The sequence below is a fragment of the Armatimonadota bacterium genome, assembly GCA_036504095.1.
Classification (GTDB): Bacteria; Armatimonadota; DTGP01; order JAKQQT01; family JAKQQT01; genus DASXUL01.
Window position 1 is genome coordinate 12,907 of sequence record DASXVS010000041.1, and the last position, 25,434, is coordinate 38,340.

General features: G+C 64.1%; 17 protein-coding genes. 16 read left to right on the plus strand and 1 reads right to left on the minus strand.

Features of this window, described 5'->3' with window-relative positions; genetic code table 11:
- The first annotated feature begins 2 nt into the window (after positions 1-2).
- The 3 genes from VGM51_08175 (at position 3) to VGM51_08185 (ending at position 7,096) form a co-directional block, all read left to right on the plus strand.
- On the plus strand, positions 3-1,031 hold the full coding sequence (locus tag VGM51_08175; GenBank protein HEY3413019.1) for a dihydrodipicolinate synthase family protein: 1,029 nt from the start codon (positions 3-5) through the stop codon (positions 1,029-1,031).
- Between the two features lie 161 nt (positions 1,032-1,192).
- Positions 1,193-3,526, plus strand: coding sequence for a DUF4962 domain-containing protein (locus VGM51_08180; GenBank protein HEY3413020.1), 2,334 nt, complete (start codon positions 1,193-1,195; stop codon positions 3,524-3,526).
- A gap of 351 nt (positions 3,527-3,877) precedes the next feature.
- Entirely contained in the window at positions 3,878-7,096 is a 3,219-nt protein-coding gene (locus VGM51_08185; protein HEY3413021.1) for a glycoside hydrolase family 78 protein, read from the plus strand.
- A gap of 45 nt (positions 7,097-7,141) precedes the next feature.
- Here VGM51_08185 and VGM51_08190 read toward each other — a convergent pair whose 3' ends face one another.
- A complete protein-coding gene (locus VGM51_08190; protein ID HEY3413022.1) occupies positions 7,142-7,870 on the minus strand; it encodes a vWA domain-containing protein in 729 nt (242 codons plus the stop codon).
- A gap of 145 nt (positions 7,871-8,015) precedes the next feature.
- Here VGM51_08190 and VGM51_08195 point away from each other — a divergent pair, with 145 nt between their 5' ends.
- The 13 genes from VGM51_08195 (at position 8,016) to VGM51_08255 (ending at position 25,396) form a co-directional block, all read left to right on the plus strand.
- On the plus strand, positions 8,016-9,101 hold the full coding sequence (locus VGM51_08195; protein ID HEY3413023.1) for a WYL domain-containing protein: 1,086 nt from the start codon (positions 8,016-8,018) through the stop codon (positions 9,099-9,101).
- A gap of 121 nt (positions 9,102-9,222) precedes the next feature.
- The gene (locus VGM51_08200) at positions 9,223-10,329 is read left to right on the plus strand and encodes a TIGR04053 family radical SAM/SPASM domain-containing protein (protein ID HEY3413024.1); all 1,107 of its coding nucleotides are present in this window, start codon (positions 9,223-9,225) and stop codon (positions 10,327-10,329) included.
- Positions 10,317-11,546 (plus strand): radical SAM protein, encoded by a 1,230-nt coding sequence (locus tag VGM51_08205; GenBank protein HEY3413025.1) that lies wholly within the window; start codon positions 10,317-10,319, stop codon positions 11,544-11,546. The genes VGM51_08200 and VGM51_08205 overlap by 13 nt, the downstream gene beginning before the upstream one ends.
- A 44-nt stretch (positions 11,547-11,590) precedes the next feature.
- Positions 11,591-11,974 carry a hypothetical protein gene (locus VGM51_08210; protein HEY3413026.1) on the plus strand — a complete coding sequence of 128 codons (384 nt, stop codon included), beginning with the start codon at positions 11,591-11,593 and terminating at the stop codon, positions 11,972-11,974.
- Positions 11,975-12,156: 182 nt separating this feature from the next.
- Complete coding sequence (locus VGM51_08215) at positions 12,157-12,495, plus strand: hypothetical protein (protein HEY3413027.1); 339 nt, start codon at positions 12,157-12,159, stop codon at positions 12,493-12,495.
- Positions 12,496-13,038: 543 nt separating this feature from the next.
- On the plus strand, positions 13,039-13,377 hold the full coding sequence (locus VGM51_08220) for a c-type cytochrome (protein ID HEY3413028.1): 339 nt from the start codon (positions 13,039-13,041) through the stop codon (positions 13,375-13,377).
- A gap of 218 nt (positions 13,378-13,595) precedes the next feature.
- Positions 13,596-15,434 carry a cytochrome b/b6 domain-containing protein gene (locus VGM51_08225; protein HEY3413029.1) on the plus strand — a complete coding sequence of 613 codons (1,839 nt, stop codon included), beginning with the start codon at positions 13,596-13,598 and terminating at the stop codon, positions 15,432-15,434.
- Between the two features lie 173 nt (positions 15,435-15,607).
- The gene (locus VGM51_08230; GenBank protein ID HEY3413030.1) at positions 15,608-16,894 is read left to right on the plus strand and encodes a hypothetical protein; all 1,287 of its coding nucleotides are present in this window, start codon (positions 15,608-15,610) and stop codon (positions 16,892-16,894) included.
- Positions 16,895-16,933: 39 nt separating this feature from the next.
- Positions 16,934-19,963: a glycosyl hydrolase gene (locus VGM51_08235; protein ID HEY3413031.1), complete on the plus strand. Its 3,030-nt coding sequence runs from the start codon at positions 16,934-16,936 to the stop codon at positions 19,961-19,963.
- Positions 19,964-20,112: 149 nt separating this feature from the next.
- Complete coding sequence (locus tag VGM51_08240) at positions 20,113-21,108, plus strand: sugar ABC transporter substrate-binding protein (GenBank protein ID HEY3413032.1); 996 nt, start codon at positions 20,113-20,115, stop codon at positions 21,106-21,108.
- Between the two features lie 72 nt (positions 21,109-21,180).
- Positions 21,181-22,689 (plus strand): sugar ABC transporter ATP-binding protein, encoded by a 1,509-nt coding sequence (locus VGM51_08245; protein HEY3413033.1) that lies wholly within the window; start codon positions 21,181-21,183, stop codon positions 22,687-22,689.
- Complete coding sequence (locus VGM51_08250) at positions 22,686-23,657, plus strand: ABC transporter permease (GenBank protein HEY3413034.1); 972 nt, start codon at positions 22,686-22,688, stop codon at positions 23,655-23,657. Before VGM51_08245 ends, VGM51_08250 begins: the two co-directional genes overlap by 4 nt.
- A 344-nt stretch (positions 23,658-24,001) precedes the next feature.
- Positions 24,002-25,396 carry an MFS transporter gene (locus VGM51_08255; protein ID HEY3413035.1) on the plus strand — a complete coding sequence of 465 codons (1,395 nt, stop codon included), beginning with the start codon at positions 24,002-24,004 and terminating at the stop codon, positions 25,394-25,396.
- Positions 25,397-25,434 lie beyond the last annotated feature (38 nt).

The window sequence follows — 25,434 nt, forward strand, 5'->3', positions numbered from 1 at the left end:
CCATGGACCTTCGAGCGCACCTGCTGGACGGGCAGGTCATCCCGGCGCACCCCCTGGCGCTTACGGCCGAGCGGAAACTCGACGAGCGCCGGCAGTGCGCGCTGACGCGATACTACGTGGACGCGGGCGCGGGCGGACTCGCGGTTGGCGTTCATTCGACGCAGTTCGCGATCCGCGAGCCGCGCTATGGGCTGTTCGAGCCGGTTCTGCAGATCGCCTCCGAGACGATCGACGCGTCGCTGGCGGAGGCGCCGAGGCCATTTATCAAGGTGGCCGGCGTATGCGGGCGCACACAACAGGCCGTGAAGGAGGCCGTCACCGCCCGGCTGCTGGGCTATGACGCGGGCCTTCTCAGCCTGGCGGCGTTCGCGGATGAACCGGCCGACGACGTTCTGGCGCACTGCCGAACGGTCGCCGGGGAGATCCCGGTTCTCGGCTTCTACCTGCAGCCCGCGGTCGGTGGGCGCGAGTATCCCTATTCGTTCTGGCGGCGGTTCGCCGAGATTGAGAACGTGATCGCCATCAAGATCGCGCCGTTCAACCGCTACCAGACGCTGGACGTGGTGAGGGCGGTGGCCGAGGCGGGGCGCGACGACATCGCGCTCTACACGGGGAACGACGACAACATCATCGCAGACCTGCTGACGCGGTTCCCGTTCGGCGGACGAACCATCGCCGGCGGGCTGTTGGGCCAGTGGGCGGTGTGGACGCATCGCGCGGTGGGGATTCACGCGGAGGTGAAGGCGGCGCGAGCGGGGAATTCGCTGGACGCGGAATGGCTGACGACGGCGGCCGCGTACACAGACGCCAACGCGGCGATATTCGACGCGGCCCACGCCTTTCAAGGGTGCATACCGGGCATCCACGAGGTCCTTCGGCGGCAGGGCCTGATGGCGGGAACGTGGTGCCTCGACCCCGATGAATGCCTTTCGCCCGGGCAGGCGGACGAGATCAGCCGCGTCTGCGCGGCGTATCCGTACCTCACCGACGACAATTTTGTGGCGGAACACGTGGACCGGTGGATGGGGTAGGTGTTGCGGCAAGGTTGCATCGCGAGGTAGTGTCGGCGGGGACGCCGACAACGATTGCCGATGTATGTCGGCGGGGACGCCGACAATGATTGCCGACGGTTGTCGGCGGGGACGCCGACACTACCGTGGCGGCCAAGGCATATTCACTGCAAGGAAAGCACATGAAACCTCGATATCTGCTCCCGCTCCTCGCCTTGGTGGCGCCGCCGGCGGCGCACGCGGCGCCAGGCGTGCCGCTGACGCCCTGGCTCAGACAGATGGACGCGTTTCAGACGGCCAACGTCCGGCCGCATCCCCGGCTTCTGCTGACCAAAGAGGAGCAAGTGCGGGTTCGGCAGGCGTGCCGGACCGAGATCGGCAAGCCGTACTGGGACGCGGTGAGGAAGTACGTGGACAAGGAGACGGCAACGCCGATTCCGGCCGATCCGGCGGGCTTTCCGGGCGGCAAGTGGACGGTTGACGAGTGGCGGCGCATCGTGGACGCGGGCGGCGATGCGCAGAACCACGTGCTAGCCGCCGCATTCGCCTGGGTGGTGACGCAGGATCCGGCCGATCTGGCCGAGGCGAAGCGCTGGGCACTGGGGATCGCCCGATGGGACCCGCACGGCGCCAGCGGTATCGAGGGCGTGGACCACGACGCGCACGACGTCCTCCACGCCCTAGCGCTCTCGTACGACTGGCTGTATGACCAGTGGACGCCGGCGGAGCGCGATACGCTGCGCCGGAGCATCGCGGAACGCGGCAAGGCCCTGTATAAGCACCTGAATCCGTACACCTACGACTCGTGGAACAACCACGCGTGGTTCCAGACCACGGCGCTGGCGGAAGCGGGGCTGGCCCTGGCCAATGAGGTCCCGGAGGCAGACGCATGGTGGCGCTATGCCAGCAAACTCTACTTCGCGGAATACCTCCCGCTGGGCGGCCAGGACGGCGACTGGCACGAAGGCACGCACTACATCTCGTACACGTTGATCTTTGTGTACCAGTGGGCGGATGCGCTCCGCTCCGCGACCGGCATCGACGCGTACCAGGTGCCGTGGCTGAAGCAGGTCGGCTATTTCCGCCTGTACACCCACCCGCCGGCATCCGGCGGAATCAAGTTCAACGACAACAACTTCACCGGTCCGGACAACTGGGACCGCATGACCGCCTACAACGCCGCAAGGAACACCGGCGACCCGCCGCTGCAATGGTACGCAGACTCGATGCGAACCACGCCGCCCAGCAACCCGATCCCGGCGCTGTACACGCTGATTGCGCGGAACCCCAACCTGCCTTCCAAGGCGCCGGGCAAGGATCTGCCGCTCGGCGTCTGGTATCGTGACAGCGGGTGGGTGGTGATGAGAACGGACCTGGCCGATTCCAACGACACACAGTTCGGACTGAAATGCGGTCCCCACCTCGCGGTAAAGGGCGAAAAGGGGCACGACCACCCCGACCAGAACGGGTTTCTCATCAACTCCGGCGGTGAACCTCTGGCGGTGGACAGCGGCTATTACGACTACTACGGCAGCCCGCACCATACCAACTGGGCTTTCACGCCGCAGGCGCACAACACGATCTTCGTGAACGGCAAGGGACAGGAGATCGCGCCGCCGAAACCGTCTAAGGTGGTGTCTTTCGTCTCGTCCAACACTGGACTCGATTTTGTGGAGGGGGAAGCCGCCAACGCCTACGCGCCTGGCACGCTGAAATCATGGCGGCGCCAGGTGCTGTTCATCCGGCCAAGCACGTTCCTGGTGCGAGACGTCATCCGGCCGACGAAGCCTTCGAAGATCACCTGGCTGTTGCACGGGAAGTCGGAAATTGCCGTCAACGGGCAGGATTTCAGCACGGGCGGCGAGAGAGCCGGGCTGTCAGGCCGCATCATCGAGCCGGCCGGCCTCACAATGAAGCCCTGGGCCGGGTTCCCCGAGGACGCCCAGCCGGAGCGCAAGAAGCCCGGCGTGTATCCGGACGAGTATCACCTCAACGCGGAGACGCCGGAACCGGTGAGCAGTGTTGTCGGCCTGTCGATCTACCAGGTGGGGCCGAAGGGGGGTAAGGCCGCGCCGAAGGTCACCCGTCAGGTCAAGGACGGCGTGGAGTTTGTCATCGTCGACGGAACGGCACAAAAGGCCTTTTGCGTCTTCAGTGACCGTCCGGGTCGCTGGGAGTTTGGGGGGGGAGGGTCGGATGCCCGGGCGTTATGCGCCGCAGTTCTCTCCAAGACCCTAACTGCTTCCGTCATGTTCTCCCACGCTACCTATGTTCGCGACGAGCATGGACTCGGCTGGGCTAGCACGGCGCCGGCCGATGTCAGCGGAGCTTCTGCTAAGTCGAGCTTCACCGTCTTGTCGGTTCGCCTGGATGATGCCGCCAGGATACGGTTCAGATCGGCCAAACCGAAAGCCGTGAGTGTGGACGGCAAGAAGGCGGCGTTCACGTATGATGCGAAGACGAAGACCACCGCGCTGAAGCTCTCGGAGGGGATGCACAAGATCATCGTGAAGTAGCCTCGGGTGGCGCCGGCCTCCGTGCCGGTGAACCGGCGGGACGCCGGTCGTACCGTGAATCGCGGGGGCCGGGGCCACGTTGGTGTCGGGCGCGGAGGCCCGACCTACCGGGAATCGCGGGGGCGGAGGGCGGGGCCATGTCGGTGTCGGGCACGGAGGCCCGACCTACCGGGAATCGCGGAGGCGGAGGGCGGCGCCACGTTGGTGTCGGGCACGGAGGCCCGACCTACTTTTCGTCCACAGCCGGGTCGGCCGTGCTACATATTGCGCCCGGTTTCCCGTTACAATGTGGGAAAGCGGGCGCCGCCTCTTTGCGCCCCCCAACGTTACGTGAAACGAGACCAAACCCCTATGAACAGGAGACTCATCGCCATGGCGCTCAGCGCATCCGTGGCCGGCGCCGCAAGCGCCATGACCGTCGGGAACCTTCGGTGCGAATACCACCCGAACCCGATCGGCATCGACATCGCGCACCCCCGGCTGAGCTGGATTCTGACGTCCGGCCGCCGCGCGGAAACCCAGACGGCGTACCGCATCATCGTTGCGTCCTCGCGCGAAAAGCTCGACGCGGATAGCGGCGACGTTTGGGACACCGGCAAGGTGTCATCGGACGAGACGGCCCATCACGCTTACGGCGGCAGCGTGCTGAAGTCCGGGCAGGAGTGCTGGTGGAAGGTCCGGGCGTGGGATCGGGACGGTTCGCCTTCCGCGTGGAGCGCGCCGGCCCGGTGGACGATGGGTCTGTTGAACCGCACCGACTGGAAAGCGAAATGGATCAGTGCGCCCAAGCCGCCAGTGTCGCCGTCGGCCGCCGCGAATCCGCTGAGCGGTCTGTCGTGGGTGTGGTACCCCGGTGAGAACGCGCTGAGCGGCGGGCCGAAGGGCACGCGGACGTTTCGCCGCTCTTTCGCCATACCGGCCGGCAACGGAATCAAGGAAGCGAGGTTCGTGCTTACCGCCGACGACCAGTTCACGCTGTATGTGAACGGGCACCTCGCCGGAAAGAGCGACGGCCAGACGGACGCCTGGAAGCGCCCGGTCACTGTTGACGTGGCGTCTTATCTCACGCCGGGCGACAACACCTTGGCGATTCAGGCGGAGAACGCCGGCGGCGCGTGCGGGCTGGCGGGTGTGTTGAAAGTCCGCCTCGATCCGGGCGACCGCATCACGGTCAACGTAGACGATTCGTGGAAAAGCGCTCAGGGCACGCCGCACGGCTCGACGGCTCCGGGATTCAGCGATCAGTCCTGGCCGCAGGCCGAGGTTATCGCGAAAATGGGCGACGATCCGTGGGGGATACCGGGCAGCCAAGGGCACCTGACGCTGCCGCCGGCGCCCTATCTGCGCAAGGCGTTCAGTGTCGAGAAGCCTGTGAAGAGCGCCGTGCTTTACGTTACCGCGCTGGGCGTCGTGGAACCCAGCATCAACGGGCGCAAGGTGAGCGATGAGCTTCTCGCACCGGGCTGGACCGATTACAAGAAGCGCGTGTATTACCGCACGTACGACGTCACATCGCTGGTGAAGCAGGGAGATAACGCCATCGGCGTCGTTCTGGCCGATGGTTGGGCCTGCGGCTACGTGGGATTCGGGTCGCGGCGCAATCTGTACGGCATCGGCCGGCCGCGTCTGCTGGCGCAGCTTGAGGTCACGAGGGATGACGGATCGAAGCAGATGGTCGCAACCGACAGTTCCTGGAAAACGGCCTACGGCCCCATCGTTGAGGGCGACCTGCTGATGGGCGAGACGTATGATGCCCGCCGGGAAGTCGCCGGCTGGGATACTGCCGGGGCGGACGCCGCCTCATGGGGGGCGGTAGAGGAACGTGAAGCGTGGCCCGCCACGCTGGACGCGTATCCCGGTGTCCCCGTTCGGCGCCTGATGGAACTGAAGCCGAAAGCGATCACGGAGCCCAAGCCGGGCGCGTTCGTGTACGACCTTGCGCAGAACATGGTCGGCTGGGTCCGCCTCAAGGCCGCTGGGCCCGCCGGCACGAAGATTACGATGCGATTCGCGGAAATGCTGAACCCGGACGGGACGGTTTATACGACCAACCTTCGCGCCGCCCGGTGCACCGACACCTACACGCTGCGGGGTGGTGGCGAGGAAACGTGGGAGCCCATGAGCACGTTCCACGGCTTCCGCTACGTTGAAGTGACCGGATTTCCCGGCACACCGGGCCTCGATGCCATCACGGGCGTCGTTGTCGGATCCGACGCGCCGGAGGCGGGAACCCTGGTCACGTCAAACCCGCTGGTGAATAAGCTTCAGCACAACGTTGTGTGGGGGCAGCGCGGCAATTTCCTGGAAGTGCCGACCGATTGCCCGCAGCGCGATGAGCGCCTCGGGTGGATGGGCGACGCCGAGGTATTCGTCCGCACCGCGTGCACCAACGCGGACGTGAGCGCGTTCTTCACGAAATGGATGATCGATGTTGAAGATGCGCAGCGCCCGGGAGGCGCGTTCACGAATGTCTCGCCGGATATCCTGGGCGAGGACGGATCGCCGGCGTGGGGTGACGCCGGGGTGATCGTGCCGTGGACCATGTTCGAGGTCTATGGCGACAAGCGGATCATCGAACGGCACTACCCTGCGATGCGCCGTTTCATCGCCTGGATGGAGACCAACAGCGAAGGCCTGCTGAGGCCGGACGGAGGGTTCGGAGACTGGCTGAGCATCGGTGCGGACACGCCGAAGGACGTCATTTCCACCGCATTCTTCGCGTACAGCACGGACCTGCTGGGCCGAATGGCCGCGGCCATCAACAAGCCCGACGAGGCGGCAACTTACCACGCGCTGTTCGAGCGGATCAAGGCGGCGTTCAACACGGCGTACGTTGCGCCGGACGGCCGCATCAAAGGCGACACGCAGGCGTGCTACGTGATGGCGCTTTCGATGAACCTGCTGCCGGACGCGATGCGCCAGAAAGCGCTGGGATACCTGGTCGATGACATCGAGAAGCGCGGGTGGCGGCTGTCCACCGGGTTCGTGGGCACCGGATTACTCAACCCGGCGCTCACAAACAACGGGCGCACCGACGTTGCGTACCGACTCCTGCTGCAGGACGAGTTCCCAAGCTGGCTGTTCAGCATCAAGTACGGGGCCACCACCATCTGGGAGCGGTGGAACGGTTGGACGCCGACGGAAGGGTTCGGCGATCCGGGGATGAACTCGTTCAACCACTACTCGTTCGGCGCTGTGGACCAGTGGATGCACGCCAACATCGGCGGGATCGACACCGATCCGACGCACCCCGGGTTCAAGCGCATCGTGCTCCACCCGCGCCCGGGCGGAGGGTTGACCCACGCGCGCGCCACCTATGATTCCATACGCGGGCGGATCGTGAGCGTGTGGTCGACGGAAGCCGGACGCTTCGAGCTCAACGTGACTGTGCCGGCGAACACGACCGCCGAGGTGTGGGTGCCGGCGGCGGCCGCAGACCAGGTGACCGAAGGCGGTAAAGCGGCGGTATCGGCGGAGGGGGTCAAGCTCCTTCGGCAGGAAGATGGGTGCGCTGTGTTCGAAGTCGGCTCCGGGACGTACACGTTCGTGGCGCCGAAGCCGGCGGCGTAAGCCGGCGTGGAGTGCGGCAGCTTGCTGCCGCACACCACCCCGGGGTCAGGGTCTTGTGTTCCAGAAGTTGCCTTCGCCGGTGTCTTCCGGCGTGGGCGGGACATCGGCATCGCGTTTGTAGAACGCCTTGCTTGATTTCATTCCGGCGCGGCGTTCGGCGACGTAGTTCATCGTGGCGGCGGCCTGGACACTGCCCGCCTCCTTCATCCCTTCGGATGTGGCTTTGAATGACGCCACATTGTCCGGGTGGATGCCCATCTCCTGCGATATCACGCTGAGGTCCTGATTGGATCCCAGGTAGACGAACGTCCAGCGGTCCGTCTTCTGGAGATCGCCGATGCGTTTGGCGATTTGCGGGTACGTGAACCTCTTGCTGTTGTTCTCATAGCCGTCGCTGATAACGATGACGAGAAAAGAGACGTGGTCCTCACCGGCGTCTTTCATCGTTTTCAGGCGGTCGATGGTCAAGCCGACGGCGTCCAGCATGGCCGTGAGGCCCGTTGGGCAATAGTCCCTGGCCGTGAGCCGTGCGAGAGAGCCCACCGGCTCGTTCCAGTACACGGGGTTCGGCACCACGGTGTTGAACTTGACCAGACTCACTCGGGTGTCCTGGTCGGCTGCGGCGGTCCGGATGGCATCGGCCTGTTCGTTGAAGGCGTCGATCGCCTCCCTCCGCATCGCGTCCATTGAGCCCGACTCGTCCAGGACGATCGCAACGTAGTTCTTGAGGCGCTGCGGGTGAGCGCCGTTTCCGTTTTGATAAGCGTACAGCATGGTTGCCTCCTTCGGTGTTGATTCCGCTCTCACAAGGAACATACCATTCGGGCATGGACAGCACGGTGTCCATGGTGGACAGCCTCCTGTCAGGTTATTTTCGAACCGGCACGGGACCGCGGGCGCCGTGGCGAGGGAGCGACAGATGAAGACCTCAGACGCAGCAGATAAGAGACCCGCCAATCCGGCGCAACCATTACGCCGCACCGCTCCGGCTTCGCTGGATCACGACCGGTTTCGCCGCGTCACCAGGCTGCTTCAGATCGTTACCCTGCTGCAGTCGGGCAGGGGTTACAACCTGGCGGGCCTGGCGGCCGCCTGCGGCTGCTGCACGCGAACGATGCAGCGCGACCTCTCATACTGGCGCGAGTTGGGTGTGCCGATCGACTATGAGACCGACCGCAAATCCTATGTGCTGGCGGGGCCTCTTCCGTTCAAAGTGCTGGATATGACCGTGGCCGAGGCAACGGCCATCGCGCTGGCCGAGGGTTCCGCCATCGCGTCGGGCGGGCTGAGGATTGAGGACGGAATCTCCAGCGCGTTTGACAAGATCCGCGGCCTGGTGCCGGAGGAAGTCGCGGAGCGGCTTGACGGCATCCGGTCGTCGCTTCTGACGGTGGGTGAGGCGCGACGGGATTACTCGCACGCGCCGCTGACGGCCTTGCTGGATGCCTGCCGGCGCGGCTATACCGTTTCCATCGATTACAACTCCGTCTCCACCGGGCGGCGAACGCGGATGATCGAACCATACCGCGTGGCATACCTGAACGGGTTCTGGATGGTGATCGCCCGGGACCCGGAGCACAATGACGTGCGAAAATTCGCACTGGACCGGATTCACGCGTGCGCGTTCCCGCGCCCGGACCGGCCGTTCAAGATCCCTCAAACATGGTCCCTCACCGAGTTCACGGCCGGATCCGTGGGTGTTCTCCGCGGGGATAAAGCCGAGATATGCCTCCGGTTCGAGCCCGAGGCGGCGCAGTACGCACGATCGCGCCTGTGGCGGTTCCCGCACGAGATTACGGAGGACCCGACCGACGGGTCCGTGCAGGTGCGCGGGACGGTCGCGGGGCTCGAGGAGATCACCTGGGAGGTTCTCCGCTGGGGCCGCTATGTGACCGTGCTCGAGCCTCCGGAGCTGAGAAACAAGGTCGCCGATGAGGCGCGACTCATTGCCTCAAAATATGACAGCGACCAAGCCTTGCAGCACGAAACGGTGCCGCGGTACTAGCCCATGGTACCTTATTCCCCTTACGTCCTCAACGGGTGCTAGAGTAACGTAGGAATGGGAGCCATGCCGCAAGCATTCCTTTGAGCTTGCCTTCTATTGGGGTCCCGCCAGGAGCCACCGAGTGACCGATTTTGTTCCGTACACACCGGACGATTTTGCCCATAGCCCATTTGTGCTCTTCTACGAGGTAACGAGGGCCTGCGACCTTGTTTGCGCCCATTGCCGGGCGTGCGCGCAGCCCAAGCGCCATCCGCACGAACTCACCCATGAGCAGTCGGAACAACTGCTCACCCAGATAGCCTCTTTTCCCAAGCCGCCCGTGCTGATCTTCACCGGCGGGGACCCGATGAAGCGCGAGGACATTTTTGACCTCGTCCGCTTCGCGGTTGACAAGGGCCTCAGCACCGCGATGACGCCGTCGGCGACGCCGCTGGTAACGCACGAAGCCATCCTGAAGCTAAAGGAAGCCGGTCTGACGCGACTGGCGCTGTCCATTGACGCGGCGGATGCGACGACGCACGACTCCTTCCGCGGCGTGCCCGGTTCCTTTGACCGCACGATCGAGATACTGAACGACGCGCACAGCGTTGGCCTGCCGATTCAGGTTAATACCACGATCACGCGGCGCAACGTGGACCAGGTCGATGCCATGGCGGAATTGTTCGGGCAGTTGGGGATCGTTCTGTGGTCGATTTTCTTCCTCGTTCCGGTAGGCCGCGGGCTTTCCGAGGAGCGTGTTCCGGCGGAGAAGTATGAAGAAGTATTTGAGCGCATGTGGTATCACGCTCAGCACCAGAAGTACAGCCTCAAGACCACCGAGGCGCACCACTACCGCCGCTTCGTTCTGGAGCGGATGGGCAACCCGCAGTATCAGCCGAGCGGGCCGGCGCCGGGCCGCATTCAGCGCGCCCCGCTGGGCGTGAACGACGGGAAGGGCGCGATGTTCGTGAGCCATACGGGGACGGTTTTCCCCAGCGGGTTTATGCCCATCCGCTGCGGCAAGTTCCCGGAGCAAAGCGTCGTTGATGTTTACCAGAACAGCGAAACCATGCAGTTGCTGCGCGACGGCGATCTGCTCAAGGGAAAATGCGGGGCTTGCGAATACCGCCAGATCTGTGGCGGAAGCCGCGCGCGTGCCTATGCGGTCACACAGGACCCTCTGGCGAGCGAACCCGATTGTGTGTATGTGCCCAAGGTCTGGAGGGAGATGGAAGAATGCTTAGCGTAAGCAACCTGCTGTGCGATCACGCCGCCGGAAACGAGCGGCTTCGATATGGCCATATCCGTGGCGGGAAAGATGGCAACCTCGTTGACATCGACGGTTTCGGCGGCGCGCCGCGCCCCGTGGTGGTGTGGGCCGTCACGAAGGCGTGCAACCTCCGCTGCGTGCACTGTTACGCGTCCGCCGGGGCCGACCCCGCGCCGAACGAACTGAGCCACGCTGAAGGCATCGCGCTGCTGGACGACCTTAAGGCGTTCAACGTGCCGGCGGTCCTTTTTTCGGGGGGAGAGCCGCTTTCCCGCGCCGACACGCCGGAATTGATCGGGTACGCCCAGTCGATCGGCATTTCCTGCACCCTCTCGACCAACGGGCTGCTCATCGACGACGCCATGGCGGACCGTCTCCAGGCGCTGGGCCTGACATACGTCGGGATAAGCCTCGACGGCACCCGTCCGCGCCACGACAAACTCCGCGGCATGATGGGCGCCTACGACGGCACCCTGGCCGCCATCGACCGCTGCCGGGCCCGCGGCATCAAGGTTGGCGTCCGGTTCACGGTTCACGCTTTGAACCAGGAGGACCTGGATCCGCTCTTCGACATCTGCCTGGAGCACGACGTGCAGCGGTTGTGCGTCTACCATCTGGCTTATTCGGGCCGGGGCGAGGGCATGACGCGCGTCGACCTGTCCGCGGAGCAGACACGGACGGTTGTGGACCGGATTTTCGAGCGTACGCAGCAGTACCACGATGCCAACTACCCGCTGGAGGTCCTGACGGTTGGCAACCACGCGGATGCGGCCTACGTTCTGATGCACCTCGAGAAGAGCGATCCGGCCCGGGCGGCCCAGGTGCGCGAGCGCTTGCGGGGCACCGGCGGCAACAGGAGCGGGTGCAACATCTCCGCCATCGATCCGATCGGGGACGTCCATTACGATCAGTTCTCGTGGCACTACACCTGCGGGAATGTGCGCGACGCGAAGTTCAGCGAGATCTGGTCGCAAGCCACGGATGAGCGACTGGCCATCATGCGGGACCGGCGCGCGTATCTGCCGGAGAAGTGCCAATCGTGCCGCTTTGTGGACGTGTGCAACGGGAATTTGCGCACACGGGCCGAATCGGCGACCGGAGACTGGCTTGGAATGGACCCAAGTTGCTATCTAACTGATAGTGAGGTAGCCGCGTCCGCCGCGGAGACCGCCGCAGGATATGTGACTGCCTCGTAGCGTCGCCAATCTCGGCGAATGCATACTCGAAGGAGGATTGTCAGATGAACTGTCGTCTCGCCCTGACGCTGGGACTGGCCCTCATGGCCAGCGCCGCAATGGCCCACCCGAACTTTGTGGGGACTTTCAAACAGAAGTACCCCGCTCCCGCGGGTTCGGCCCTCGCAAAAGCCACCTGTGCGATCTGCCACGTCGGCTTTACGCCGAAACTGAATCCTTACGGAGTTGACCTTCAGAAGGCGCTGCGCGCCGACAAGACGAAGACGCTGAGCGCTGCCGAGCTGGCCAAAGTTGAGAAGCTGGATTCGGACAAAGACGGCGCCAAGAACATCGTCGAGATCAAGGCGGGCACGCTGCCCGGTGACGCGAAGTCCAAGCCCGGGGCGGTAAAGCCCAAGGCGAAGGCAAAGGCGCCGAAGAAGAAGTAAGGCATCGTCCTGACATCCAACGCCCGCGACCGGTATAGCCGGCAGGCCGAGCCAGTCAGCACCATGTCCGGCTGCATCGGCGACCCTGTGGCGGGCAAATCATCCCGAGCCGGAACCATCTACCGATGGGCGCCGGCCACCGGCCAGCGGCGCGCGTTGGCCCCTTCCCGCGGAGCAAGCATTTGAGAACGATTCGTACGGTATTGACGATCGGATTCGCGGCAATTACAGCGACGTCCTTCGCGCTTCCGGCATTTCTGACCACTTTCCAGGCGACGTACAAGGCGCCGAAGGGTTCCGCCTTGGAGTCGGCTGGGTGCAAGACGTGTCACGTTGGGAGTACGACGAAGCGAAACCCCTACGGCCAGGACGTGGAGAAGGCGATGGCGGCCTTGAAGTCCAAGAAGGTGACGGCCGAAGTTCTGAAGAAGGTCGAGCTGCTCGATTCTGACAAGGATGGCGTCACGAACATCGCTGAGATTACCAAGGGCACGCTTCCGGGAGACCCCAAGAGCAAGTAGCCAACAGGCAACCGTCTGGCGCAGGAATGGCGGAGCGGAGGACCTCGCGTTTGTGAGGCCCACCGCTCCGCCTTTTCCTGTTTCAGGCCCCGCATGGACCCCCGGGGGCGGCTAATGTGAGAGGCGGCGCTCCGAGCTCCGCCGCGGACACGGTCTGAGTGCGCGGCTCGCGACGAATGTGCGTCGGGGGCGCTTGGCGCGGGGGTACCTGAGTACTGCCGGGTGGCCTCATTTTCCCTAGTCTGATGGCCGCTTTCAGCTTTTCTTACTTCTCGCAGGCCTGTTAGACTTTGGTTATCAGTCAGGCGAATCGCATTTATCGCCTCGACAGGCAGCCTTCCGGTTGCCGCGCTTATCCCTGCGAACGGATCAGATTGTCCGCGTTGTCAACCCGTCATGAGATCGGACACGGGTATTTCATCTCTCAGGCGGAAATGGCCTGAGGCTTTGCCCCCAGATACGAGGGATCGGCGTAACATCGATCAAAGTCCGGCGCGCCGCTCCAGGCTGCGCAGACAATCAACCGCATTGAAGGGGATTCTGATGAACAAGTCTCGTTTCGTGATGACGCTCGCCCTGGCCACCGTTGCGGGCACGACCCTGGCCCTGCCGCCGTTTGTCGGCGATTTCCAGAAGACGTACAAGGTTCCGGCAGGCTCCGCCCTCGCGAAGGCCAATTGCGCGACGTGCCACATTGGGATGACCCCCAAACTGAACCCGTACGGCCAGGATTTGAAGAAGGCTATGGCCACTTTGAAGACCAAAAAGCTCACGGCCGACGTTCTGAAGAAGATCGAGAAGCTCGATTCGGACAAGGACGGCGTGAAGAACGGCGTCGAGATCAAGAAGGGCACCCTCCCGGGAGATCCCAAGAGCAAATAACCGCCGCCCGGACGTGTTCCGGGTATCGAATGGGGGGAATGCGGGGGCCGGGTATCCGGCTTCCGCGGGCTTGCCAGGCTCCCGCTTCCCACCATCTGAATGCCACGCGCAAGGCCCGGTAAGCCTACGGACACCTCGCCAGACGCCGGCCACATCGGGGTGGAGAGCCCCGGCCCCAGGCTGCCTCATTTCGCGTTTTCAAACCGCAGGGAAGCATAATGCCTCAAATTTACCGCCGGCCACGCACGTGGCTCGTCTACGCGCTTGCCGGCTGCACCGGCGTCGCGTTGTTGTTCGGCCCCAGGGTGTCGGGGCAGCAGGCCTCCGCGACACCGCCCATCCCGCGCGATGATGTGAAAGCCTGTCTGGCGTGCCACGAACAGGCCATGTCGGACACCGTGAAAGCGGTGAACGCGGCCGGGCTGCAGACGTCCCCGCACAAAGAGCTGAAGTGCCAGGACTGCCATCAGAGCATCACTTCGGCGCCGCACACGCCGGCCATGGTCAAACAGAAGGCGCAATGCGTTTCGTGCCATGGCAACCAGATGGCCGGCAGCGTCATGACGGACCACCCGAAAGACTACGCGATCAGCGTGCATGCCCGCCCGGACAAAGTGGCGGGCGACCACCCGACCTGCGTCATCTGCCACGGGGGAGGCGATCCGCACGCGGTGGTGGCCGTCTCCTCGTTGACGGCCAAGGACAAGGCGGAGCTTTGCAGCAAGTGCCATAGCCAGAAGGACCGTATGGCCCGCTACGGCGTCGACCCGGACGCGGTTTCCTCCTACAACGAGAGTTTTCACGGAAAGGCGCTCCTCCGGTTCGACCTGCCGAACGTCGCTACCTGCACCAACTGCCATCACGCGCACGACGTGCTGTCTCCGAAGAACGCCGGCGCATCGACCAATCGCGCCAACGTTGCGGCCACCTGCGGAGGCTGCCATAAGGGCGCCAAGGTGAATTTCGCCATGTCCGGGGCAAATCACCTGCGGCTCAAAGCGAAGGAATCCCGCGTTATCCTCTGGGAACTGTGGTTCTTCAAGATCTTCGTGTTCAGCACGCTGTTCATGATGATCCTGGGTGTGGCGCTGGACCTTCGCCGCAAGGTGTTCACGCGGGGGCACGTTCCGTCCGCCGGGAAACCGGTGAGCGTGCTCGTGGCGCTCGGGTTCATGTTCACCGCCGCGGCCCTGGCTGTCGCGACGGCGGGCATCCCCGGGGCGCGAAAGTGCGCTATCGCCGCCGTGGTGTCGATGGTTCTGGCCTTCGTGGTTTATTACAGCCGCAAACGGCCGGTCCAGGCGCCGACGCCGACGAGAACCTACCCGAGGCTGTCCGTGGTTCTGCGATGGCAGCACGCGATTCTGATGACCAGCTTCACGATGCTGGCGATCACGGGGCTTCCCATGCGGTTCGCCAGCGTGTCCTGGGTTGGAAGCGTGTACGTTCTCTTCGGCGGCCTGGCCGGCGCACGAGGCGTCCATCGTTTCTGGGCCCTGCTGATGATCTTCACCGCGGTGTGGCACATCGCCTACCTGCTGCTCCAGTGGAAACGCTCCGGCTTCTCCCGCAAGAACTGGACGATGCTACCGAATTTGCAGGACGTGCGGGACTTCATCGGAGTGTCGAAGTACTACCTGGGGATCACGCACGAGGAGCCGGCGTTCGGCCGGTACCAGTTCCGTGAGAAGATGGACTACATGGCGGAGTACTGGGGCGTGCCGGTGATGGTGCTCTCGGGATTCGTGATGTGGTTCCCGATTTACTGGGGCAACCTCCTTCCCGAGTCGGCGTTGTCGTTCGCATACATCGCCCACTCGTACGAAGCCACCCTGGCGTTCCTGGCGATCATCACGTGGCACATGTACAACGCTCACTTCAACCCGGATGTCTTCCCCGCGAATAACGTGTTCTACACCGGCACGCTGACCGAGGAACAGATGCGCAGGGAGCACCCGCTTGAACTGGAGCAATTGCTCCGGGCCGAGAACGCGTCCGGCGCCGACAAGCCCGAGGCGAAGGATCCGCCGAGTCACGGGCCGGACCCGGCCGCCTAGACCGAACCGCTCGCCCCGGATGGCGCCGCCCAACGGCGCCATCCGGGGCGAACGTTCTACCGCACCCTGCCCGCGTCCCGCGCTCCCTTAAGCCGGCGGCGGCCTGTTGCCTTCCATTCCGTTGTACATCCCAGACTGATGCGTCGATGGCAGTAAATGGACAAGGTGTATCAATGAAGACGCCGATCCCGATCACATTCCGCGGCCTCAGCACCGTTTTCGGACTACTGATCGCCGCTTGCGGCGCCCTTTCCCGGCCGGCGCCGGGCATCAGCGTCCGTACCGCCCATTCCGCCGCCCCGGCCGGCTTCATCGAAATCCGCGGCCTCCGCGCGGGGCCGTTCAACCCGGCGAACTGGAAGGCCGGCGCGCTGAACCTCGTGCCGGACGTTCGAGACCCGATCCTTCCGCCGGCGGCCGGACCATTCCGCAATATTTACGCGCCGACCATCGTCCGGGAGAGAGCCGGCTATCGCGTTTTCTACGGTGGGTGGGACGGCAGCGATACGGGAAACGACCGCATATACTCCGTGACCGCGGACCCCGGCTTCCTGCATTGGAGCCACCGGTCGCTGGTGATCGACAACGGCCCGTTCATCCACGTGAACAACTGTTCCGCGGTGCGGATGCCGGACGGTTTGGTCACCATGTTGACAACCTGTTTCCCGGTTGGCGACAACACGAACAAGCCGGGCGTGTTTGCCAGCCCGGATGGCGTTACATTCAACGGCGCTTCACCTTATGTGCCCCGCACGAGTGATCTCGTCTCGATGTCCGGTTACGCGACGTTCGATAAAGCCGATATCAACGGCATGAACGCCCTGCTTCGCGACGAAGCGGCCTGGCGTGTGTACTTCGGCGATTTCGCGAACTTCGGGCAGGTGTTCCGGGCATCTAGCATGGATGCCGTCCACTGGACCTTCGACGGTCCCGTGGTGAAGGCGGCGATGATGGTGAACGATGTGAAACCGTTCGCGTTTGGCGGCAAGACGTGGTACGTCATGCTTCTGCACCAGAACGGCGATCGCGTGTCGGCGTCAGTTTCGACGGACGCGGGCGCATTTCCGGCGCCCCGGACGCTATTCAAGAACGAAGGCCCTCAAGACCGGTACATCGTCGCGTGCGGCCTCGTGACGGACAGCAAGGCAGCCTATGGCGTCTTGTACGGCGCCGGCGCGGTGAAATCGCTCGATCAGAACCGCATATTCGCGCGGTGGCTGCAGAAGCGGGTGACGCTGAAGGTCGGCGCGGTCGATATTTCGTCCGGCGCCCGCGCCCTGGGGCCGGACCGCCTGCGCATCCGTCTCCCGGACGGCGTGACGGGCATGACCGGCACGTTGATCCTTCACTCGGAGGATGGCGTGACACCGCTGGGCCGGCTCGGCGGCGTCAAACTTCGGGCGGGCGACGCGCTGACGGTAACCTGCGCGCCCTCGCGCAAACGGTCACGGCGACACTGAGACATATCCTGATAGCACAGCCAGGGAGGCGCTGAACAATTGAGCCTGTATCCACGCAACACAACACCCACTCTCGACGCCGGGCTTTTCCGGCAGCCCACCGCGGAGTATCGCGGCGCTCCGTTCTGGGCCTGGAACAATCGCCTGGACATCCCGCAACTGCGCCGTCAGATCGACGCTTTCAAGCGGATGGGGTTCGGCGGCTTCCATATGCACCCGCGCACCGGGCTGGACACCGAGTACCTGTCGGATGAGTTCATGGACGCGGTGAAGGCGTGCGTGGACAAGGCGAAATCGGAGTCGATGCTGGCGTGGCTGTACGACGAAGACCGATGGCCTTCGGGGTTCGCGGGCGGGCTGGTGACCCGGGACGAGAAGTATCGCGCGCGCTGCCTCGTGTTCACAACGACACTGGGCCCGACGCCACCGCTGGCGTCATTCGATGTGGGCCTCACGGACGGCCGCCTGGCGTTCGCGCGCCGGTGCGTTCCCGGAGAAGCCAACTCGTCGGGATACCGCACATGGCACGCCTACCTGAGAACGTCCGAAGAAAGCACCTGGCATAACAACCAGACGTATGTGGACACGTTGTCCCGAGCGGCGATCCAGCGCTTCGTGGAAGTGACGCACGAGCGCTATCTGGAGTGCGTGGGCGAGGAATTTGGCAAGACGGTGCCGGCGATATTCACGGACGAGCCGCAATTCACCCACAAGTCGTCGCTCCGTTACGCCGAGGACACGAATGATCTGGTGATACCCTGGACGGACGACCTCCCGGACACGTTCGCCAAAGCGTACGGCTTCCGCATCGAGGACCATCTGCCGGAGCTGTTCTGGGACATCTACGACGGACGGCCTTCGCGAGCGCGGTACCTCTATCACGACCATGTGTGCGAGCGTTTCGCCGAAGCGTTCGCCGATACCATCGGAGACTGGTGCGCCGACCATGGCATCGCCCTGACGGGCCACATGATGGAGGAGCCGACGCTGGGGTCGCAAACCCGGTGCCTGGGCGAGGCGATGCGCTCGTACCGCGGTTTCCAGCTTCCGGGCATCGACCTGTTGTGCGACAATCGCGAGTACACAACGGCCAAGCAGGCGCAGAGCGCGGCACATCAGTACGGCCGGCCCGGAGTGTTGAGCGAACTCTATGGCGTCACAAACTGGGATTTCGATTTCGTCGGGCACAAGGCGCAGGGCGACTGGCAGGCGGCGCTGGGGATCACCGTGCGCGTGCCGCACCTGTCACTCGTCTCGATGGCGGGCGAGGCCAAGCGGGACTACCCGGCATCGATCAGTTACCAGTCACCGTGGCACGAAGAGTACCCGCTGGTGGAGGACCACTTCGCGCGGCTGAACACGGTCCTGACACGGGGCAGGCCGGTCGTCCGCGTGGGGGTGATCCACCCGATCGAATCGTACTGGCTTTGCTTCGGACCGCTGGAGCAGACTTCCGCCGAACGTGAGGAGCGCGAGACGGCGTTCAAGAATATCACTGAGTGGCTGCTTTTCGGCCTTGTGGATTTCGATTTCATCTGCGAATCCCTTTTGCCTTCGCTCAACGAAGCGCAGAGCGGCAACCGGTTCACAGTGGGCGAGATGGCGTATGACGTGGTGGTCGTTCCCGCCATGCGCACGATCCGGGCGACAACCCTGGAGCGTCTCGAAGCTTTCGCCGGCGCGGGCGGAACGGTTGTCTTCGCCGGCGAGGTACCGACTCTGGTGGACGCGGTACCGTCGCCGCGGCCCGGGAACCTGGCGAAGCGCTGTCCGGCGGTGGACATGACGCGGACGGCGGTGCTCGCCGCCGTTGAGCCGTACAGGGAGTTCGGCGCCCGGCACTCCGATGGATCGGAAGCGGACTCGCTGCTTCACCAGATACGGGCCGACGGGGACTATCGCCACGTATTCGTGTGCAACTCGGACAAACGGGCCCGCCGAGACGGGATGCGCCTGGAGTTCGGCGGGGAATGGGCCGTCACGGAGATGGGCACGATGAGCGGCGAGATGCGTCCGCTCAACGCGGCGTACGCCGGCGGCAAGACCATCCTCGCCCACGACTTCCCCGCTCACGGCAGCCTGCTGCTGACACTGGAACGCGGCCGCCGCGAAGGCCCCGGGCCGGATGCTCCAGCGTGGACCGAAGTCGGCCGGTTGGCCGACCCGGTTCCGGTAACGCTGTCCGAGCCCAATGTCCTGCTTTTGGATCAGCCGGAATACCGGTTTGACGGCGGCGAGTGGCAGGGGCGCGAGGAAATTCTGCGCATCGAGAACGCTGCCTTGGGCCATTTTGGACTGCCCGGAAACACCGGCAGCATCGCCCAGCCGTGGACGGACCGTTCCCCGGCGCCCGTCCTCGGCACGCTGGACCTTCGCTACACGGTTGACTGTGACGTTGCCGTGGGAGCGCCGTCGCTGGCGCTGGAAGACCCGGAACACACGACGATTACGGTGGACGGAGCGGTGGTTCCGGCCAGGGTGACCGGTTGGTGGGTGGACGAGGCGATCAAGACGGTTGAGTTGCCGCCATTGCCCGCGGGAACGCACGAACTGACGCTGAGTATTGCCTACACGCGCAAGTCGGTTGTGGAGGCGGCGTATCTGCTGGGGGATTTCGGCGTGGAGGTCCGAGGGCGTCACGCCCGGGTGACGGCTCCGGTGCGGGAACTGGCGTTTGGCGACTGGACGACGCAGGGCCTGCCTTTCTACGCCGGCAACGTGGCTTACCACTGCAGGTTCACGGCATCGGGAAGCCGGATGGCGCTGCGGGCGCGGCGGTTCCGCGCGCCGCTTCTCCGGGCTTGTCTCGACGGCGCCGATGCCGGACCGATCGCCTTTGACCCGTATCGCGTCGAATTCGGCCGATTGGAACCGGGCGACCACACGCTTGATATCATAGCGTATGGCAACCGGTTCAACGCGCTCGGAATGCTTCACAACGCCAATGAGTCCGTGCCATGGGCCGGTCCCGGATCGTGGCGCGTCTCCGGAGACGATTGGGCCTACGAATACCAACTGCGCCCCGCGGGCATCCTCGTTGCGCCGACGATCGAAGCGGCGAAATCGTGATGCGCCGGGCCGTACCGAGTTGCACAACGGGGCGGGTTTCGCCGAAACTGGAGTGGGCGGTTCGTTCGACGATCGCCCGGTGCGCCCCCGCGCCAAGCTGAGAAACCATCACGGCCGCGTACGGCTGTGCGACCAGGGGAGAACCCACGATGCATTTTGAATCTCGCAGGATACTTGCTGTTGTCGCCGGGCTTTCGTGCCTCGGCCTGTCGGCGTGCCAGCCCAAACCGAAGGCGGCGCCTTCCGGGGCAAAGCGCTACAAGGTGGGGTTCGCCAACCTGCAGGAGGATATGCCGTTCGCGGTGCGCGTCCGCGAGGGCATCCAGAAGGCGGCGAAGGACGCGGGCAACATCGACCTCATCTGCGCGGACAACCGCCTGGACGGCAAGGTGGCGATGGACAACGCCAACAACTTCATCACCCAGCAGGTGGACGGCGTGATCGAGTTCCAGACCGACGCGGAGTTCGGCAAGGAGATCATGCGCAAATTCAACGAGGCGCACATCCCGGTGATCGCGATCGACATCCCGATGCCCGGCGCCACGTTCTTCGGTGTGAACAATTACCCGGCGGGACACATGGCCGGCGCGAACCTCGGCAACTGGATTAAGGCGAACTGGGGCGGCAAGGTGGACAACCTGGTGATGCTGGAATTGCCGCAGTCGGGCAAAGTGCCGGCGGAGCGCCTGCGCGGCGAGCGCGAGGGCCTGGAGAGCGTGGTGGGCAAGTTTGCGGAGCCGAACGTAGTGCACCTGGACAGCAAGAATACGCTGGAGACAGCTCGGGCCCTGGTTGCGGATACGCTGACCCGTCTGCCGAACGCGCACCACATCGCCGTGGTCTGCATCAATGACGACACGGCGCTTGGCGCGATCAATGCGGCAGAAGCGGCCGGACGGAAGAACGATATCGCCGTTTGCGCGGTGGACGCGAGCGATCGTGGCCGCGAGGAGATACGCAAACCGGGCAGCCCCCACAAGGGCAGCACGGCGTCGTTCCCGGAGAAGTACGGTGAGCACATCATCCCCGTTCTTCTGCAGGGCATGCAGGGCAAGAAGATGCCGGAGTCTTTCTACACCACCCACATCGTCATGACCAAGGACAACGTGGACAAGTACTACCCGAATGACAAGAAACAGGGCTGAGATCCGAGGGCTGAGGGCCGAGACACTGCTTCCCGAACCTCAGCCCGCACCCCTCAGCCCTCAGCCCTGACCATGCCTAGTCTCTTGGAAATGAACGGCATCCGCAAGTCTTTTGCGGGCGTGCCGGTTTTGCACGGCGTCGATCTCACGCTTTACGCGGGGGAGACGCTGGCGCTCCTTGGCGGCAACGGCGCCGGGAAGTCAACGCTCATCAAGATTCTGAACGGTGACTACACGAAGGACGCCGGGACGATTACGATTGACGGCGTCGAGTGCGCCTTCCGGTCGCCCGCGGACGCGGAAAGCGCCGGTGTTCAGGTCATCTACCAGGAACTCAACTACGCGCCGGACCTGAGCGTGGCGGAGAACGTGCTGCTGGGCAACCTGCCGCGCCGGCGCGGCCCGCTCGGCAGGTTCGTCGTCGATTGGCAGGCCGCCTATCGCCGCGCGGGAAGCCTTCTGGAGGCTCTGGAAGCCGACGTCGATCCCCATGCGCTGATGCGACAACTAACGGTGGGGAAGCAGCAGATCGTGGAGATCGCGCGGGCTCTGTCCAAGGAGGCCCGCATCCTGGTGATGGACGAACCGACGGCGGCGCTGACGCCTCGGGAGGTGAGGCTGCTTTTCGCGACCATTGAGCGCCTCCGCGCCCAGGGCGTGGGCGTGATCTTCATATCGCACCGCCTCGATGAGGTGGAGGAGATCGCGCAGCGGGTGCTGGTTTTGCGCGACGGCCAAGTCGCTGGGGAAGCGCACATGGACTCGGTGAGCCGCAACGATATCGTCACGATGATGATCGGCCGCGATCTGGAGACGATCTATCCCGCCCGCCGCGCGACCACCGGTGAGACAGTGCTGGAGTTGCGGCAGTTCGCGCGCAGGGGATCGTTCTCCGGCGTTGACCTCACTGTACGGGCGGGGGAGATCGTCGGCCTGTTCGGCCTCCTGGGGGCCGGGCACGAGGAGCTGATCCGCTCCGTGTTCGGGGCGGAGACGGCGGATTCCGGCAGCCTGTTCGTGGCGGGGAGGTGCGTGGACGTGGCTTCGCCGCGCGATGCCCGCCGCGCGGGAATCGGCCTCGTGCCTCAGGACCGCAAGACGGACGGACTCTTCCAGGTGATGTCGGTGACGGACAACATCACGGTTTCCAACTGGGAAGCGGTGGCGCCCGGCGGAGTGTTTCGCGCGGCGCGGCAGACGGATTGCGCCCGCAGATGGATCGACAGGCTCGGCATCGTGCTGGCCACGGGGCCGCGGCAGGAGGCGCGGACGCTGAGCGGCGGCAATCAGCAGAAGATGGTTCTCGGGCGCTGGCTGGAGGCCGGAACGCGCGTGCTGCTGCTGGCCGAGCCGACGCGCGGCGTGGACGTCGGCGCGCGCGCCGATATCTACCGCGTCCTCGAGGATTTCCGCGAACAGGGGCTGGCGATTGTGCTCGTTTCGTCCGATATTGAAGAGGTGCTCGCGCTGAGCGACCGAGTACTCGTCTTCCGGAAGGGCCGCGTTGCGCGCGAGTTCGCCCGCGAGGAGGCGACCCAGGCCACCGTGATGTCCGAAGCAGCCGGAGAGCGTCCGCAATGACCGCGAAACCCCAGAGTATATCTTTCAACAAACGAAGCCGCCTATCGTCGATGGACGCCATCGGCCTGGTGGGTATTTACCTGATCCTCCTGGTCTTTCTGGCGATCCGGGCGCCGTTTTTCCTCACCGCGTACAATTTCCTGAACATCCTCGTCGCGGTTTCGACGATAGGCATCATCAGCGTGGCGATGACGATGGTGATCGTTTCAGCGGGAATCGACCTGAGTGTCGGTTCTGTGGTCGCGCTGTCCGGCGTGGCCATCGCCCATGTCGGGCACGGCCGCTCCGTCTGGCTGGGGGTTTTCGCGGCGCTTTGCGTTGGCCTGATTGTCGGCGCCGTCAACGGCCTGTCGGTGACGAGGCTCCGCATCAACCCGCTGATCGCAACCCTCGGCACGATGTCGATCGCGCGGGGACTGGCGTTCGTTTTTTCGGGCGGCCTGACGCAGAGCATCACCGATGACGCCTTCGGCTGGCTGGGGCGCGGGTTCGTTTACGGAGTGCCGTTTCACGTTCTGGTGATGGCGCTGATGTTCATCATCGCCGCGTGGGTGATGCGGCACACCGTATTTGGCCGCAGCGTCTACGCCATCGGCGGGAACGAGCAGGCGAGCCGCCTGGCCGGCCTGCCGGTGCAGAAGGTGCAGATGGCGGTGTTCGTGCTGTGCGGCCTCTGCGCGGCGCTGGGTGGTGTGTTCCAGGCTTCGCAACTGGGCGCGGCGGCGCCGGCGGCGGCGAACGGGATCGAGATGAGCGTCATCGCGGCCGTCATCCTCGGGGGTACGAGCCTCAGCGGAGGAAAAGGCACCATCTGGGGAACCCTGCTGGGCGTTCTGATCATGGGCACCCTCAACAACGGCCTCAATCTGATGCAGTTGTCGAGCTACTGGCAGGACGTGGCGCGTGGCTCCGTGCTGCTGCTGGCGGTCGGACTGGATCAGTTGCGGTTGAGGCTGGCAGAACGATAGACGAAACGATGAGCGATGAGCGATGAACGATGAGCGATGAGCGATGAACGATGAGCGATGAACGATGAGCGATGAATGATGAACGATGAGCGATGATTGGTCCACCGTATTGAGGGGCTGTCTGATCCGGAAATGCCGCTGCCGGCCCGACACTGAAGTGCCGGTCTGAACGGCCTGCGGCCGATCGTCCTTCGGACGAAGATGGCTGGCAGCAATGATGAGGCTGGAGGTTCTGACGGGCGCTCAGATTCCTCGTGTATCGCTCCTTCTTCGTCGTTTCCGGAGTTACACAATATCGAAACGCCGCCGGCTATCGGCGCGCACTTTTGGGGAGGACCCTATTCTTGGCTGATTCCGATAAAAAGGGCTTTTCGCTCTACGTACGTCTCTCGATGATGATGTTCCTCCAGTTTGCCGTCTGGGGCGCATGGTCCGTGATGATTGCGAACCACATGGAGAGCAACCTCCATTTTGACGGCAAGCATATCTCTTACGTGTTCGGGACCACCGCATTCGGCGCCATCATCTCGCCGCTGATCGCGGGCTGGATCGCCGACCGGTACATGCCGAACCAGATCTACACCGGCCTTTCCCATCTCGTCGGCGCCGGACTGCTGTACTGGGCCTGGTTCATCAGCGCGCCGGTGGCGGCGGGCGTAACGGCTCCATTCTGGCCGCTTGAGATCACGATGATCGTATACGCGATCTTCTACTTCCCGACGATCGGCCTCACAAACGCCATTGCCTTCCACCACATGGGCGACTCCAACAAGTTCGGGCTGATCCGTGTTTGGGGCTCACTCGGCTGGATTGCCGTGCAGACCGGCCTTGGTTTCTACCTGATACACTGGAACAACCTGGGCGTGGCTCAGGGTCTGTCTCAGGGTATGGTCCAGGACGCGGCAAAGCAGTTGGGGCAGGCGCTGGGAAACCTTCACAGCCGCGACTGCCTGATGATCGCCACTGTGGCCTCCGTGCTTATGGGCTTTTACAGCTTCACGCTTCCCAACACGCCTCCGGCGAAGAACGCGAAGAACCCCTACGCGTTCCTGGAGGCGTTCAAACTCACCGAGAACCGGAACTTCGCCGTGCTGCTCATCATCTCGTTCATCGTGGCGATTGAGCTGCCGTTCTACTACAACCTGACCAGCCTGTTCCTCGCCAACCCGACGATACAGAACGGAATCGGGCTTGGGGCGGGCAAAGCGCAGTTCTACATGACGTTCGGCCAGTGGGGCGAGGTCGCTATGATGGCGCTCCTCTACCCGATGATCCGTTGGGGAGGCATCCGCTGGACGATCTTCCTCGGGATCCTCGCATGGCCGGTCCGTTATGCCATTTTCTCCCTCGGCCACCCCACGTGGCTGGTGATCGCGTCGCTTCCGCTGCACGGCATATGCTACGCGTTCTTCTTCGCGGGCGGTATGATCGCCGTTGAGCGCCTCGCCCACAAGGACATCAAGGCCAGCGCCCAGGGACTCATCGTCTTCGCCACCAACGGCCTCGGCATGCTGGTTGGGCATTTCCTGTCCGGCCAGATTCACGACCGCATGGCGTACAATGTGGTCGATCCCGCCACGGGACAGACTCTCATCGCGCACCACTGGGCGGGCGTCTTCGCGGTGCCGATTGTGGTCACGGTCATCGCGGGAATCGCCTTCCTGATCCTGTGGGACGAGAAGCAATATCAGAAGGATACCGCGATCATCGCCGCGGAGCCTGTCGAAGCAACCGCGTAATCGGCCAACCGATTATCGTCTTCGCGGAGCCTTCGGCG